Raw genomic sequence first — 12366 nt, 5'->3', positions numbered from 1 at the left:
TCGGGTCTCCTATTCGGGGTGAACGTGGCCGTAGTAGCTGGATTCGGCCTGGTGACGGGCGCGGGCACCGGAGAGGATCGCCACGGCGCGGTACTCGACCGGCCCGAAGTGGATCGAGGTGGTGTAGTGGCCGTGCGGGATCTTGTCGACGTCGACGGTGGTGCCCAGCCAGATGGCGATCTGGTCGACCTCGGCGCACAGGGCGGTGTCGTCGGGGTTGTGCGGGAAGTGGTGGACGGTGGCGGTCCTCGGAACCGGGATGCTGGGGTTGGCCTCCAGGAAGGCGGCCAGGTCGCGCAGGCCGGTGATGACGGCGTTTCGATGGTTCATGTAGTGGTCTCCCTTCAGAAGGCTTGGATCAGGGTGGAGGCGAGTTGGTCGGAGATGCCCAGGCGGACGCGGAGGGCGTCGCGGGTGATGGGCTTGCCGTGCTTGGCGTGGTGTTCGTCGGCGACGCGGCGGGCATAGTCGAGCAGGGCGGGCGCGGGACCGTCCTCGGTCTCGACCGGCGTTGTGTCCTCGTCGGCTTCCAGGGCCGGGACGGGAGCTGGGCATGGTTCGGGGCGGGGCGAGGCGGCGCGGCGTTCCAGCATGGAGACGGCGACGAGTAAGGCGCCGGCGGGTGTGGCTGCGGTGATCCAGCCCCATACCGTCGGTACGGCTTGCGCGAGGTTGGCGGCCAGGGACAGGACGACGCCGCCGGACAGGACGAGGACGGGCCAGGAGATCAGGCCGCGGCGAAGGCGACCGGTCTTCTTGTCCCGTTGCCGTTCGCGGGCGGCCATGACGCAGGTGAGGTCGATGCAGACCGCGATGGCCCAGGACATCCAGCCGGTTTGGCCGTGGTCGGCGGCGGTGTCGCGGATGTGGGTGAACGATCCGGCACCAGCGATGACGGCCAGGACGAGGACCGGCCCGGAGTCGAGCAGCCAGCAGGCGAAGCGTCGCATCGTTCCACCCCCTTTCGTGGTTCAGGCGTCGATTAGTTCGGACGGGTCGTAGTCGGGCAGGTGAGCGGTGATCTCGTCCCAGGGCAGGGCGAGGTGCGCATAGGTCTTGGCGGCGTGTTCGGCGGTGTGCTCACTGACGTAGAAGGAGCGCGCCCGGTACCACTGGCCGTCCTGAGAGGCGACGATGGCGACGCCGGGTGTCTCGGCTGCGATGGCGCGGGCGGAGGCGAGCGCGGCGGGGTCGAGGTCGCCGAGGGTCATGGTCGCGGTTTCGGGGTCGTTGACGCGGTGGCAGATCCGTCCCGAGCACTGGGCGCGTAGGGCGGTGACGCCGGGGCCGAGGTCGGAGCCGATGCGCTGGCCGCAGCAGAACAGGTAGATCCCGAAGGCCCGCCCGAGCTGGGCGACGCGCAGGAGGGCCGTTGAAGTGCGGGCGATCTCGTCTTTCTCGCTCTTGTCGGCCATCAGGTAGAGCTCTGCCAGCTCATCGACCAGGACCACGATCGGGACGGGACGAAGCGCGGGCGGGAGCTGCCAGATGTTGCGGGCGGCGGCCTGACGGCACAGGCCCATCCGATCGATCATCAGCCCGACCAGGTCATCGAGCAGCTTGAGTGACTCGGTGCGGTCGGTGGCCAGGGCCGACAGCCGCGGACTGTAGGGCGTGAACTCCACACCGCCCTTGAGGTCGAACCCAACCAGCGCCACCGGCTGTGGCGCGAGGCCAACAATGAGGGCGTTGGCGAGGTTGGACTTGCCGGACTGGGTTGCTCCGGCATTGAGCCAGTGCGGCACGGTACGGAAGTCGACCACCCAGGACTTGCCGGTCTCCAACCGGCCCACGGTGACCTTGAGCAAGTCTGGACTCGCCGGGAGGTGGTCGACCTTGACCAGCGGATCTCGCATGGTGGCCATGAGCACAACGCGGCCAGGCCGTGGTGAGGAGACACGTACCGCGTGAACGCCCCAGGAGTGGGCGAGGCGTTCGGCGGCGTCGGCGTAGTCGCCCGGGATTTGCCCTCCAGGGTCCACAGAGTGATGCGCCAGCCGTACCGGGTCGGCAGCGGAAGCCACATCCATGGCTTCGTATCGACGCCCACCCGCTGAAAGCGGCGGCGTACTTTGACGAGGCCGGTGGAGGCGATCGCGCCGGGGACGGTGGTGAACCACCAGCGTTGCCGCTTCTTGGTCAGCCCGCAGCCGAGCGCCACCCGCCGCCACGAGGCGCGGACGGAGATGGCCATCAGCGGGTAGCCGACTACCAGCCAGAAGGACCGGTAGTGCCAGCGACGCCAGGCCCACAGCCCGGCCGCCGAGGCGGCCAGGACTGCGAGCAGGATGAGCGGATCAGGCATCGGCGGCCTCCCGCATAGGGAGCAGCGCCGAGGCGCGGTAGGCGATGCCCCACCGCCCGGCGATCTCCCAGACGTAGCCGAGCAGGTTGACCGCGTTGACCGGGTCGCCGGTTCGGATGGGCGGTTCACCCGTGGTACCGATCTTGACCAGTTCGATCCGGCCGAACTCGTCCTCTACCGAGACGGTGACCTCGTAGACGGTGTTGCCGTTCTTGTCGGTCTTGATCTCGCCGGTGTCGCGGTTGAGCACGCGCGGCGCGGGTGCCTTGACGCAGGTGATCGCGAGCTTGGACGTGTCCACAGGGATGGGAACGGAACGCATAGGAAGGGACCTCCTTATCTGTCCTAGCCAACATAGTTAACCTAGTTGGCTCAGCTGTCAATGTTGGCATGGGTCTTCTGACGTGGTGAGATTGGCGTGATGGTCAAGCACACCGGACGTCCCGGCTACCTCCAGATCGCCGACGATCTGCGCGCGCAGATCCGCGGCGGCGCCCTTGCGCCCGGAAGCCCGTTGCCGTCCACGGCCCAGCTCGCTGAGCAGTACGACGTCTCGCTGTCATCGGTGAAGACCGCCGTCGGCGTCCTGCGCACCGAGGGCCTAGTCGTCGGCCAGCAGGGCAAGGGCGTATATGTCCGGGACGCTGCGGAGGCCCCGGCTGACCTTGCGGGCGAGGTGGCCGAGCTGCGCTCCGCCGTACAGGAGTTGTCGGTACGGCTTGCGCGCCTTGAGGAGCGGGTCACGTCCACTGGACACCCCGCGTAGCCATTCGAGCCCGGACACTGGCGCTCATCCGCCGGTCAGCCCGATGGATGCTCACCACCAGGGCGACGAAGCCGATCACGAGCGTCAGGGCGAGCAGGGCCGTGATGATGATCGCGATCATGACCGGACCTCCCCGGCCTGGAAGCTCTTGCGCGGGCCGCGCGGAGGACGCCGAGTCTCGCCGCGCCGCCTCTTGTTCTTGTTCCTCTGCTTCTTGATCCAGCGAGCACGGGCGCTGCACTTGAGGCAGCGGGTCTCTCCCTCGTCGAGCTGCGCACCGCACTCGCACGTGGGGTCGGGGTAGATCGGGTTGGCCATCTCGGGTCTCCTCTCAATCTGCGGGTGTTGCCTTGCGAGATCGAGAATGCGGCGGAGAGTTAGGACGAGATCACTACACGACGGGACATGTTCAAGACGTCCGGCCTACGATGTTGCGGTCCCTGGACGTCCCCCGCGGAGCAGGTGAGATGGCGAACGAACGGCTACGTGCTGCCCTTTTGGCCAAGGGTGTGGACATCGGCCAGTTGGCCGAGGCGATCCAGGTTGACCCCAAGACGGTGGAGCGGTGGGTCACCCAGGGCCGGCAGCCGTACCGAAAGCATCGTTACGCTGCGGCGTCGTTCCTAGGAACCGATGAGAGCTACCTGTGGCCGCAGGCCCTGACGCGCGAGCAGGTCGCCTCTGCGTCCGAGAGTGAGATCGTGCAGGTCTACCCGCACCGGTGGGCCGTTCCCCGGGACATCTGGGGACGGCTCTTCTCCGGGGCTTCTGAGGAGATCGGCATCCTCGTCTACAGCGGCACGTTCGTTCACGACGACCACGGCCTGATGCGGGTCCTCGCAGACAAGGCACGCAGCGGGGTGCGCGTCCGCATCCTGCTGGGAGATCCCGAATGCCCTGCTGTCGCCCAGCGAGGTATTGACGAGGGTGTGGGTGACACCCAGATCCAGCGATGCCGCAACGCCATCCACTGGTACGGCACGCGGCTCACGCCCGCTGGGGTGGAGATCCGGCTTCACCGGACGGTGCTCTACAACTCCATCTATCGCGCCGACGACCAGCTTCTCGTCAACACCCACGCATACGGCCAGCCCGCAGGGGACGCGCCCGTCCTCCATCTGCGACGGGTGGCCGGCGGCGACATGGCGGGCACCTACGAGCGCAGCTTTGAGAAGACCTGGGACGAGGCCACCCCGCTAGAGTCGTGACCCATGGGCAAGCGGATCGACTTCTACGACGACCCATCCGGGCCGAAGCCGAACAGCCTCGTGCCCTCGGTCAATGTGATCGTGACCAATGACGCGGGCGATCTGCTGATGATCCGCCGTACCGACAACGACAACTGGGCCGTCCCCGGCGGCGCCATCGACCTCGGGGAGTCGATCCCGGCGGCAGCCGTACGGGAAACACTGGAAGAGACCGGGATCGAGTGTGAGATCACCGGTCTCGTCGGCACATACAGCGACCCCCGCCATGTGGTTCTCTACACCAGCAACGGCGAGGCCCGCCAAGAGTTCTCTCTCGTGCTCACCGCCCGAGCGCTCAGCGGGGAGCCGACCCCGAGCAGCGAATCGCGTGAAGTCCGCTGGATGCCTCGCGATCAGGTCACCTCGCTCCACATGGACCGATCAATGCGCATGCGGATCGAGCACTACCTAAACGGAACCGACTTGCCGTACATCGGATGAAATGTCAGGTGTGATCGCTAGGGTCTCCGCCATGGCCGACAACGACGACGCATGGCGTGAGCTTCTTGGGCAGGCACCGGGGTTCCCGACCGTAGGCGCAAGCGAGGCCGACATCGCCGAGCAGGAGGAGCGTCTCGGGGTACGCCTCCCCCCGAGCTATCGCGCCTTCCTTCGTATCGCGAACGGGTGGGGACAGGGCATTTTCCGACCCGTCAACGAGATTGGGAGGGTCCGAGACCTCGCCCCGTGGCTGGCCGAACTGGCGGACCCCAACCCCGCCTACCCGATCGACAGTGCATCGGATGAGGACTACTTCGTCTACGGCGACGATCAGGATCCCGTGTTCTACCGCCCCGAATACCTTCCCGACTCCATCCTGATCGGACAGTTCGACGACGGCGACTTCTTCCTCAACCCGCACGTCATCAGCCAGACGGGGGAATGGGAGGCATCCTTCGCCGCCGCGTGGCTGCCGGGAGTCGAGCGATATCGCAGCTTCTTCGACCTCGTGGCAAGAGACATGGACAGGTTCAAGGACTCCCAACCTGATGAGAGCTGATCATCGCGGACTTCACCGCCCTGACAGCGGCCAGAATGCACGGAGTGGATGCGGTGATCGAACGCGAGACGAGATGCTCGGGACCGTAGCGTGAGTGGATCTCGGCCAGCCGTTCGCTGACGTCGAGGTGCACGCCATCGGGGCCGGTGGTCATGTCGCAGTAGGTCAGCGCCTCGACCAGTTCCGGGCGTTCTTCGTCAAACTCGGCGGTGAGGGCGTCGAAGAGGTTGCGGTTGAGCGCTTCGTTGACCGCGCAGGAGTGGTGAGCAACCAAGCGGCACAGCGTGTCGTCGGCCTTGACCACGTCGCGCAGGTAGCGCGCACCGTCGAGCGGATGGAATCCAGTCTCGACCAGATCCGGCGCGTAACCGATGTCGTGCAGGTAGGCGGCTGCGATCAGGGTGTCGGTCTCCGCGCCGAGCATCGGCGCCAGGGATTCGGCACGATTGGCAACCCCTTGGGTGTGCGCCCAGCGCCGGGGCAAGGTCGGCTCCAGCAGGTGTTTGGCCAGGTCACGTGCCCACTCAGCTTGTCCCATGATGTTCACAATAGGCGGGTGCCCCCCGAGGAGATCCAGAGGTCAGGCGTGGACGTCCCAGGACGTCTCACCTCACACTCGCACGAACCGACCCCGCCCATGCTCAGCCACGATCAGCCCCTCCCGCTCCAGGATGGCCAACGCCTGACGCACCGTGTTTCGCGAGGCCGGATAGCGCCGCCGGAGGTCGGCCTCACTCGGTACGGCAGCGCCAGGCCCCAGCGTGCCCTGAGCGATCTGATCACGCAGGTCATCGGCAATCTGCCGGTAGCGGTACGGCGTTGCCGGAGCGCCGCAGACCACGCGGCCCTTGCTCGGGATGGTGGCGATCAGGCCCTCGTCCTCCAGGACCGCTAGACCGCGCCGGGCGGTGTTGCGCGCGACCCCGAACTCTGCACACACCTGCGCCTCGCTGGGCAACACGGCCCCGGCCGGATAGGTGCCGTCGGCTATCCGGGCGCGGAGCCGATCAGCAATCTGGGAGTAGACCCGCCAACCAGTCAAGATCTCAGCGGTACGCATCGGCAATCTTGCTGAGGTCGATGCCGAGTTCGCCCTGTTCTCCCTCGTGCCAGCCGTCGCGTGCAGCCTGAGCGATCCGATCGGCAGCCGCCGGGAGCTGGAGGAAGGAGGTCCGTTCGTCGTGCTGCTCTCCCCAGTAGAACCAGCAGAACGGCAGGTGCACGAAGACCCACCGAGCCCGGCCCCGACCGTCGGTGACCTCCAGGGCGGGGCGTCCATCCGTGGTGACGCCCAGGACAGCCGGCAATTCCCGCGCGGCGAGTTCCTGCTGCAGGCCCGTCAGCAACTCCTGGGAGTAGGCGCGCTGCCGTTCCTTGATGATCTGCTTTCCCTGCATCCTTGTCCCTCCATTCGCTGTGCATCGAGCGTCACGCAGCGTCGAGGGCCGGAACACCACGACTTTGGGACGACTAGGGACGTCTCGTGTTAGCGTCGCAGGCAGCGCCGGTTTCGCGAGAGGAGCGGCCCCGAATGAACCACCACTTGCGTCACGCTCTAGCAGACGCACGACTGCAAGCTGTGGACTTGGCCGCCCACCTCGCCGTGGATCCCAAGACCGTTGAGCGCTGGCTGAAGGGGCGAGTTCCCTATCCCCGCCATTGATGGGCCGTCGCCGATTTCCTTCAGGTGGAGGAGGCTGACCTTTGGCCTGAGGTCGCTGGGAACCGGCGCCCGATCTCCACTGAGGTTAGAGCCGTCTACCAGCATCGCCACCAAGTCCCGCAAGCGTTCTGGCGGGAGTACTTCGCCAGCGCGAGACGAACCATCGACATCCTGACCTACAGCGGCCTGTTCCTCGCCGAGGACACCACCATCGTGCGGACTATCGGCCACCGCGCCCGCCAGGGCGTCAAAGTCCGGATGCTACTGGGGAACCCCGACAGCGCCGAGGTAGCCACCCGGGGAGCTGATGAAAAGATCGGCCCGGAGGTGATGGCGGCCAGGATCAGGAACGCCCTTGCTCTCTACATGCCGCTTCTCGACATCCCCGGCGTCGAGGCCCGACTCCACGGCACGACCCTCTACAACTCCATGTACCGGGCGGACGATCGACTCATCGTGAACACTCATGCCTACGGCACCCCGGCCGCTCAAGCACCGGTCATCCATCTCCAGATCACCGGGGACGAAGGGGCGGCAGCCGTCTACCTCGCCAGCTTCGAGCGCGTATGGACTGACACAAACTGCATCGATGCTCAGTAGCGCGGGTCCATCGCCACATGGACGAAGACGACGAGCAAGATGATGAGCACGCATGCCGCCAGCACGAGACAGCCGCAGGTACGGTCAGCGGCGGCTCCGGACGGATCTGACGGCTGCCCGTTGTCATCAGGGACCATCCCGCGAAGCTAGCGGAGCAGATCCCATGGTCACCGGCGAACGCCGGGGGTCACCAATGAGAGACCGGACAGAACGCCCCAGGACGCCGGCGGTCCCAAGCCCGGAGACTCAGCGAAAGCAACTTCTCTACACGTGATTTAAAGGCGGCCCGCCTGCGGCAGCCCGCCGCGCGTTGAGCGGTCGCCGGCCGCGCTGCGGCTCTTCGGCCGGTCGCGCCCGGCGCCGCCCACGCGCTGATGTCCACCGAGCAGGAGTCTAGGACCGGCAGAAGACTTCCCCACATCGTGGTTGAACTGTCCGTAACGGCTGCCGCGCCGCTTCCGGTGCTCGGGCCTGGCGGCCCTGCGCTCCGGGTCGGCTTGCCATCGGCTATCCCGGCTGACGGTGGAGATCATTACGGCAGCGGTGTACGGCACGGACACACAACCCGCGCCGCCGCCCGACAGGTCAGTCGCCGATGAGATCGTCAAGGCTGGTGACCGGAACATTCTCGGACGTACTGTCGTCGTCCTCAGCGATCAACGCGTCGTTGTCGGAGGAGATCTCGTCAGCAGTAAGAGCTGCCGGGGATTTTGCAAGCGATGAGAGCCAGGACTCGTACGTCTCCTCAGACAGGTAGAACCAGTCCCTCAGCGCCCGCTTGATCGAATTGCTTGCCGCCTGCTGAGCTTCGACGCGGAGCTTTGCCTCGGCAGACCCTGGCTTGCTGATCTTCAGAGCCTTGAGTTGCTGGTCGGTACACAGCTTCAGGTACAGCTCACGGGCAGCGCTGATCATCCGATCAAAGCCTGAACGATCGGGGAACCACGGCGCGATGTGCACCCAGGCAGCCGCCGTGTCGAGTGCCTGCATCCAGAAGTACCGGAAGAACACCGACTGCGCAGTGTCCATATTCCCAATCTGGTTTAGCGGGTGGTTGACCTCAGCCTTGTTGAACGCGAGCCTGCGATCCTTCGCCTTTCCCTGATCCTGGAAGAAGTACGCGTTCCAGCCCTTCACCAACGCGTCGGCAAATGCGGGCAGATCCTTGGTGTCCGCGCCGCCAGGCTGCTCCTTACGAAGTTGCCACAGCGTGCCAAGGGTCAGCACCAAACCGAGCTGGCAGGCATGTGTGTTGAACACCGCGTAGGCGGCCTTCGACTTCTTGAGGGCCTCAAGCTTACCGGATTCCAGGAACTCCACCGCTCGGTAATTCTCGAAGTTCTCCTCGCGGACTTTCAGGGCCTCCCAAGCCTTGATCACGTCTGACTTGGTGGTCTTCGTGCCGAGCGCCTTCTTTTCCTGGTAGTGCTCATAGCTGTCCCGCAACGTCCAGAAGACGCCGACACCACTGAAGAGTGCATCGTGAGCGAGGGTCAACCCGGTGTCGTCGACATGCCAGTCGTCCTTCAAGCGGGTCAGCGCTTTCGCGTGGGCGGCGTACGGGGCGGTCTTCGACAGAACCGTGAGAATGCCGCGTCCCCACGTCTCGGCGAACTGATCGCTGATCGTGTCCACCTGGCCGATGGGGAACTCGGAGTTGCCGAGGCTTTCCCGCTGGTAGGTGAAGCCACCATCCTCGAACTGGGCTGGGAAAAGGCTGGTCAAATCCAGCTGTTCGCGCATGAATGCGTCCTGCTCAGCAGGGCTCTGACGACTCCCGAACCTCAAGGTCACATCCTTGAGGTACTTAGGCGGACCAAACACGCAACGCTCCACCGTCGTCTTCAGGAGGTTGATGTTCGTCAGCACCGACCAGCGAGCTGGGCGGCTGGAGTTGACCTCTGGGTTGTCATACTCGACCGCGTACAGCGGCAGATAGGACTCGTCCTGTCCATTCCGGAGCTCGCTAAGCAGCCGCCGTGTCAGCACATTGCTCAACTCGGCATCGGACAGCAGGATGATGCGCGACTCGGATGGAGGGCGTGCCTCCTTGTTGACGTCCACGAAGAGCTTGCGTGCGGCCTCGTGCGGCTTGGCGTCCTCGCCGGCCTGGTCAGGGAACCAGCAGACCGTCACCGGTACCTCGACCTTGCTCAGGTCCAATTCGCCATGACTGATGTCCTGCAGCGCCTGCTTGACCTGGTTCTCGTAGAACGATCTGTATCTCGCGCCGGCGGAGTTCTGCCAGCTATTCGTCGTCGTGCGCTCGACAGCGAGCAGCGCCATTGCACGATGCTGGCCGTCCAAAACGACTAGCTGCGACTCAGTCCTGTTCCACCACAGCTTGCCGACGTTCGCAGGGTGCAGCCGATCATTTCCGCCGAGGAGCCGTTGCACCTGGAACGAGGTCCCCGCCTGTTCCTGCTCCCACCTGGCGCCGTCATCTTCGACCACCGTCGGCGCGTCCAAGACCGGAAAGCGCGATGGGCGCTTGTTGCGGAACGGCAGCAACACCGCCACGATCGGAGGGAAGAACGCAGGTCCGGTCGCTTGGGGCTTCAGCAAGTACGGGATCAGGCTGACTGCAACTCGGTGGTCATCCAAGTCGCGTTGCAGGAGCTGGTTGAAGTCCAGGTCCCCGGCCTCCATGACTTCGCGGACTGGGGACAAGCTCTTGGTGAGCTGACGTTCCGGGTCGTCGGCGTCGTCTCCGAGCCGGGCCTTGGTCATGATGTAGTCCACCCGGCCGGCCGGCGTGGAGAAGCTCCCCCACGTGCCCTGCACACAGTCACGGAACGTGAGCTTGGTACCTGAGCCGAACATCTCTTACTGCCTTCCCAGAATCGGTGAGTACAGCCGATGCAGGAGCCACTCGGCTGACTCGGCCGTGTTCCGTAGGTGCTTCTTCGTTGCTTCGTCGTTGTCCTCGTCGGCCAGGTCAATGATCCAGGCTTCGAGGTGTTCCATCGCAATGTTCCGGGCCGCGGCACGCTGGCCGAAGTTCTTCCCCCGGCCTCGGATGGTCTCCGCGTCCTCAGGGTGCTCACGCAGCCAGTCATGGGTCCGTGTGTAATCCAGACGGTGCTTGCGAAGACGTTCCTGCAGGTTCGTTGCGACCCCAATGTAGAGAGGGGCGGAGAACACGGGAGACGCCTTCTGGAGGATGGTTGACATCACCCGGCGCCGCTCCTCGGTGTCGAGGGAACTCATCAGCATTTCGAGGCGCTGCAGTGAGTCCTCATCCCCGACCTGAACGCCTTCTGCGGGCTCACGAAGAGGGTAGTCAAGCTCCAGAGAGCCCTCCCATTTTGCTCCGTACGATCCTCTGCCGCTCAGATCGATTGGCAGGGGCTCATAGTAGCCAGCGTACTTGCGGAGCAGGTTCAGGAAGCCCTCAATGGCCTGGTCTCCATCGGCACTGGGCTTAATCTTCCAGTCGTGCGGGCCGGCACGAAAGCTGACATACCAAGCGTAGAGTCCAGGACTCTCCGGAGCCTGGTCTACGTCCAGCATGGAAAAATGGTTCAGAAAGGAACTGTCCGTCACTGGGTGTCGCCTCGCCCTGGCCTCGACTCCAAGCTGACCAGGGGGCCGTACGTCTTGTGTGCATACCCCAACAGCGTTGGTCTCCCGACTACGTGTGGACCGTTACAGATGCAGATCATCCGAAGATATTGCCACTTCGATGCCGAGTGTAGGGGACAGGGCTAACAATCCGGGCAATTTCTTCGCTCACACCTATTGACTCAGCGTATTCATAGCGGGACCAACCCCATCGGATATACCCCGGCATCCCTGACTGCGCCTACTCCACTACTCCGCTGCGAAGGTCACCAGCTCTTGGATCGGCCGCATGTCTTTGTTCCCCGCCAGATAGCCGATGCCTCGGTGAAGGTGGATCACAAGCGTGCGACTCACCGACTCGTCCGTGAGCGGCTCACCGTCGGCACGGTCGCGTCCGTGGTGGCGACGTTCGTGATCAGGTTGGGCAGCACGATCGTCTGCCGTTCGTGTCGGCGGCGGTGTCGCAGAACTCGCTGATGTGCAGTTTGTAGCGTTTCATAACAAGTCGTCGCCTTTGGCCGACCACCGGGCGTCGACATCGTAGGGAAGGTCAGCCGTACTCTGCCCGGCGGCAGTCCTTCTCGATCGTCTTCGAGGGAGCGCCGCCGCTGGACCACCTCCTGCCCCTCGCGGTCGGTGACGCGCACAGTTTTGGATCAACCTGACCCGCAGCGCCTGCACCGCGAGCAGATTCCGCAGCCAGACCGGGAAGAACGGCGCATAACCGTCGACGCCGTAGGCGCACGCAAGCTCGGCGCGCTTCGTCTCCGAGACCGGCAACCGCCAGGAGTCGACCCAGGCGGTAGCGTTTGGCCCTCCAGGCAGCTCCAGTGCTTTGCTCGTCCTGCCCGGGTCGGCGACCGAGATCGCCCCCAACGCCTCGCGGACGCATTCCCCGGCCGCCTCCAGCCGGTTCAGGCCCGGACCGCGCTGATCACGTGGTTGGCGTCGGTACGCTGCTTTCCACCCGCCCCAATCAGGCCCATCTCCACGAGCTTGGCCAGCGGCTGGTCCGGGGCCCTCTCCTCTAGATGGTTGATTCCAAGGCGGCGGCTTACGATCAATGGTCGTAGGCGGTGAGGGATCGGGCGGTGGGCTGGCCGGTCTTGTCGTTGTGCCAGATGGCGGCGGTGAGGGATCGGGCGGTGGGCTGGCCGGTCTTGTCGTTGTGCCAGATGGCGGCGGTCAGCGCCAGGATCCGGGTGATGACGCGGATGACGA

General features: G+C 65.1%; 16 protein-coding genes and 1 pseudogene. 5 read left to right on the top strand and 12 right to left on the bottom strand.

All coding sequences use genetic code 11. The features are described 5' to 3' along the window. Positions 1-9: 9 nt before the first annotated feature. The 5 genes and pseudogenes from HNR40_RS30520 to HNR40_RS30505 all read right to left on the bottom strand — a co-directional run bounded on the left by HNR40_RS30520 (position 10) and on the right by HNR40_RS30505 (position 2627). Entirely contained in the window at positions 10-330 is a 321-nt protein-coding gene (locus HNR40_RS30520; RefSeq protein WP_184967403.1) for a hypothetical protein, read from the bottom strand. Between the two features lie 14 nt (positions 331-344). Then, positions 345-950, bottom strand: a complete 606-nt coding sequence (locus tag HNR40_RS30515) for a DUF2637 domain-containing protein (RefSeq protein WP_184967401.1) — start codon at positions 948-950, stop codon at positions 345-347. A gap of 21 nt (positions 951-971) precedes the next feature. Then, positions 972-1865 (bottom strand): FtsK/SpoIIIE domain-containing protein, encoded by an 894-nt coding sequence (locus HNR40_RS30510; protein WP_246509663.1) that lies wholly within the window; start codon positions 1863-1865, stop codon positions 972-974. A 48-nt stretch (positions 1866-1913) separates the two neighbouring features. Then, positions 1914-2030, bottom strand: a pseudogene (locus tag HNR40_RS58180) (hypothetical protein); the annotation flags it as partial. A 267-nt stretch (positions 2031-2297) separates the two neighbouring features. Further along, on the bottom strand, positions 2298-2627 hold the full coding sequence (locus tag HNR40_RS30505; protein ID WP_184967399.1) for an SCO3933 family regulatory protein: 330 nt from the start codon (positions 2625-2627) through the stop codon (positions 2298-2300). 99 nt (positions 2628-2726) lie between these two features. Between HNR40_RS30505 and HNR40_RS30500 the strand changes: the two genes are divergently transcribed. Beyond that, positions 2727-3071, top strand: a complete 345-nt coding sequence (locus tag HNR40_RS30500; protein ID WP_184967397.1) for a winged helix-turn-helix domain-containing protein — start codon at positions 2727-2729, stop codon at positions 3069-3071. Here HNR40_RS30500 and HNR40_RS30495 read toward each other — a convergent pair. Further along, on the bottom strand, positions 3046-3192 hold the full coding sequence (locus HNR40_RS30495) for a hypothetical protein (protein WP_184967395.1): 147 nt from the start codon (positions 3190-3192) through the stop codon (positions 3046-3048). The genes HNR40_RS30500 and HNR40_RS30495 overlap by 26 nt on opposite strands. Before the next feature lie 346 nt (positions 3193-3538). Between HNR40_RS30495 and HNR40_RS30490 the strand changes: the two genes are divergently transcribed. Genes HNR40_RS30490 through HNR40_RS30480 form a run of 3 tightly spaced genes read left to right on the top strand, consistent with a single transcriptional unit; the run spans position 3539 to position 5318 of the window. Continuing rightward, entirely contained in the window at positions 3539-4279 is a 741-nt protein-coding gene (locus HNR40_RS30490) for a helix-turn-helix domain-containing protein (protein WP_184967392.1), read from the top strand. Between the two features lie 3 nt (positions 4280-4282). Beyond that, the gene (locus tag HNR40_RS30485) at positions 4283-4759 is read left to right on the top strand and encodes an NUDIX hydrolase (RefSeq protein WP_184967390.1); all 477 of its coding nucleotides are present in this window, start codon (positions 4283-4285) and stop codon (positions 4757-4759) included. Between the two features lie 31 nt (positions 4760-4790). Further along, on the top strand, positions 4791-5318 hold the full coding sequence (locus HNR40_RS30480) for an SMI1/KNR4 family protein (protein ID WP_184967388.1): 528 nt from the start codon (positions 4791-4793) through the stop codon (positions 5316-5318). Here the strand turns inward: HNR40_RS30480 and HNR40_RS30475 are convergent. The 3 genes from HNR40_RS30475 to HNR40_RS30465 form a co-directional block, all read right to left on the bottom strand. Beyond that, entirely contained in the window at positions 5290-5856 is a 567-nt protein-coding gene (locus tag HNR40_RS30475; RefSeq protein WP_184967386.1) for an HD domain-containing protein, read from the bottom strand. The two genes, HNR40_RS30480 and HNR40_RS30475, sit on opposite strands and share 29 nt — an antisense overlap. 72 nt (positions 5857-5928) lie before the next feature. Next, positions 5929-6378 (bottom strand): GntR family transcriptional regulator, encoded by a 450-nt coding sequence (locus tag HNR40_RS30470; protein ID WP_184967384.1) that lies wholly within the window; start codon positions 6376-6378, stop codon positions 5929-5931. Further along, on the bottom strand, positions 6365-6715 hold the full coding sequence (locus tag HNR40_RS30465) for a hypothetical protein (RefSeq protein ID WP_184967382.1): 351 nt from the start codon (positions 6713-6715) through the stop codon (positions 6365-6367). The genes HNR40_RS30470 and HNR40_RS30465 overlap by 14 nt, the downstream gene beginning before the upstream one ends. Positions 6716-7005: 290 nt before the next feature. Here HNR40_RS30465 and HNR40_RS30460 point away from each other — a divergent pair, with 290 nt between their 5' ends. Continuing rightward, entirely contained in the window at positions 7006-7581 is a 576-nt protein-coding gene (locus tag HNR40_RS30460) for a phospholipase D-like domain-containing protein (protein ID WP_246509662.1), read from the top strand. Here the strand turns inward: HNR40_RS30460 and HNR40_RS30455 are convergent. From HNR40_RS30455 to HNR40_RS30445, 3 genes are all read right to left on the bottom strand, one after another. Beyond that, on the bottom strand, positions 7575-7718 hold the full coding sequence (locus HNR40_RS30455; RefSeq protein ID WP_184967380.1) for a hypothetical protein: 144 nt from the start codon (positions 7716-7718) through the stop codon (positions 7575-7577). The two genes, HNR40_RS30460 and HNR40_RS30455, sit on opposite strands and share 7 nt — an antisense overlap. A gap of 448 nt (positions 7719-8166) precedes the next feature. Continuing rightward, the gene (locus HNR40_RS30450) at positions 8167-10404 is read right to left on the bottom strand and encodes a ParB N-terminal domain-containing protein (protein WP_184967378.1); all 2238 of its coding nucleotides are present in this window, start codon (positions 10402-10404) and stop codon (positions 8167-8169) included. 3 nt (positions 10405-10407) lie between these two features. Next, entirely contained in the window at positions 10408-11094 is a 687-nt protein-coding gene (locus HNR40_RS30445; RefSeq protein WP_184967377.1) for a hypothetical protein, read from the bottom strand. Between the last annotated feature and the right edge of the window lie 1272 nt (positions 11095-12366).

The sequence above is a fragment of the Nonomuraea endophytica genome (assembly GCF_014203235.1).
Lineage (GTDB): Bacteria > Actinomycetota > Actinomycetes > Streptosporangiales > Streptosporangiaceae > Nonomuraea > Nonomuraea endophytica.
The sequence above is the reverse complement of the archived record's forward strand: the minus strand, read 5'-3'. Positions and strand labels throughout refer to the sequence as shown.

Coding starts and splice junctions, on each gene's coding strand:
- HNR40_RS30475 (WP_184967386.1), bottom strand. CDS start 5,856: ATGGGACAAGCTGAGTGGGCACGTGACCTGGCCAAACACCTGCTGGAG.
- HNR40_RS30455 (WP_184967380.1), bottom strand. CDS start 7,718: ATGGTCCCTGATGACAACGGGCAGCCGTCAGATCCGTCCGGAGCCGCC.
- HNR40_RS30450 (WP_184967378.1), bottom strand. CDS start 10,404: ATGTTCGGCTCAGGTACCAAGCTCACGTTCCGTGACTGTGTGCAGGGC.
- HNR40_RS30510 (WP_246509663.1), bottom strand. CDS start 1,865: ATGGCCACCATGCGAGATCCGCTGGTCAAGGTCGACCACCTCCCGGCG.
- HNR40_RS30445 (WP_184967377.1), bottom strand. CDS start 11,094: ATGCTGGACGTAGACCAGGCTCCGGAGAGTCCTGGACTCTACGCTTGG.
- HNR40_RS30505 (WP_184967399.1), bottom strand. CDS start 2,627: ATGCGTTCCGTTCCCATCCCTGTGGACACGTCCAAGCTCGCGATCACC.
- HNR40_RS30480 (WP_184967388.1), top strand. CDS start 4,791: ATGGCCGACAACGACGACGCATGGCGTGAGCTTCTTGGGCAGGCACCG.
- HNR40_RS30485 (WP_184967390.1), top strand. CDS start 4,283: ATGGGCAAGCGGATCGACTTCTACGACGACCCATCCGGGCCGAAGCCG.
- HNR40_RS30500 (WP_184967397.1), top strand. CDS start 2,727: ATGGTCAAGCACACCGGACGTCCCGGCTACCTCCAGATCGCCGACGAT.
- HNR40_RS30515 (WP_184967401.1), bottom strand. CDS start 950: ATGCGACGCTTCGCCTGCTGGCTGCTCGACTCCGGGCCGGTCCTCGTC.
- HNR40_RS30490 (WP_184967392.1), top strand. CDS start 3,539: ATGGCGAACGAACGGCTACGTGCTGCCCTTTTGGCCAAGGGTGTGGAC.
- HNR40_RS30495 (WP_184967395.1), bottom strand. CDS start 3,192: ATGATCGCGATCATCATCACGGCCCTGCTCGCCCTGACGCTCGTGATC.
- HNR40_RS30520 (WP_184967403.1), bottom strand. CDS start 330: ATGAACCATCGAAACGCCGTCATCACCGGCCTGCGCGACCTGGCCGCC.
- HNR40_RS30470 (WP_184967384.1), bottom strand. CDS start 6,378: ATGCGTACCGCTGAGATCTTGACTGGTTGGCGGGTCTACTCCCAGATT.
- HNR40_RS30465 (WP_184967382.1), bottom strand. CDS start 6,715: ATGCAGGGAAAGCAGATCATCAAGGAACGGCAGCGCGCCTACTCCCAG.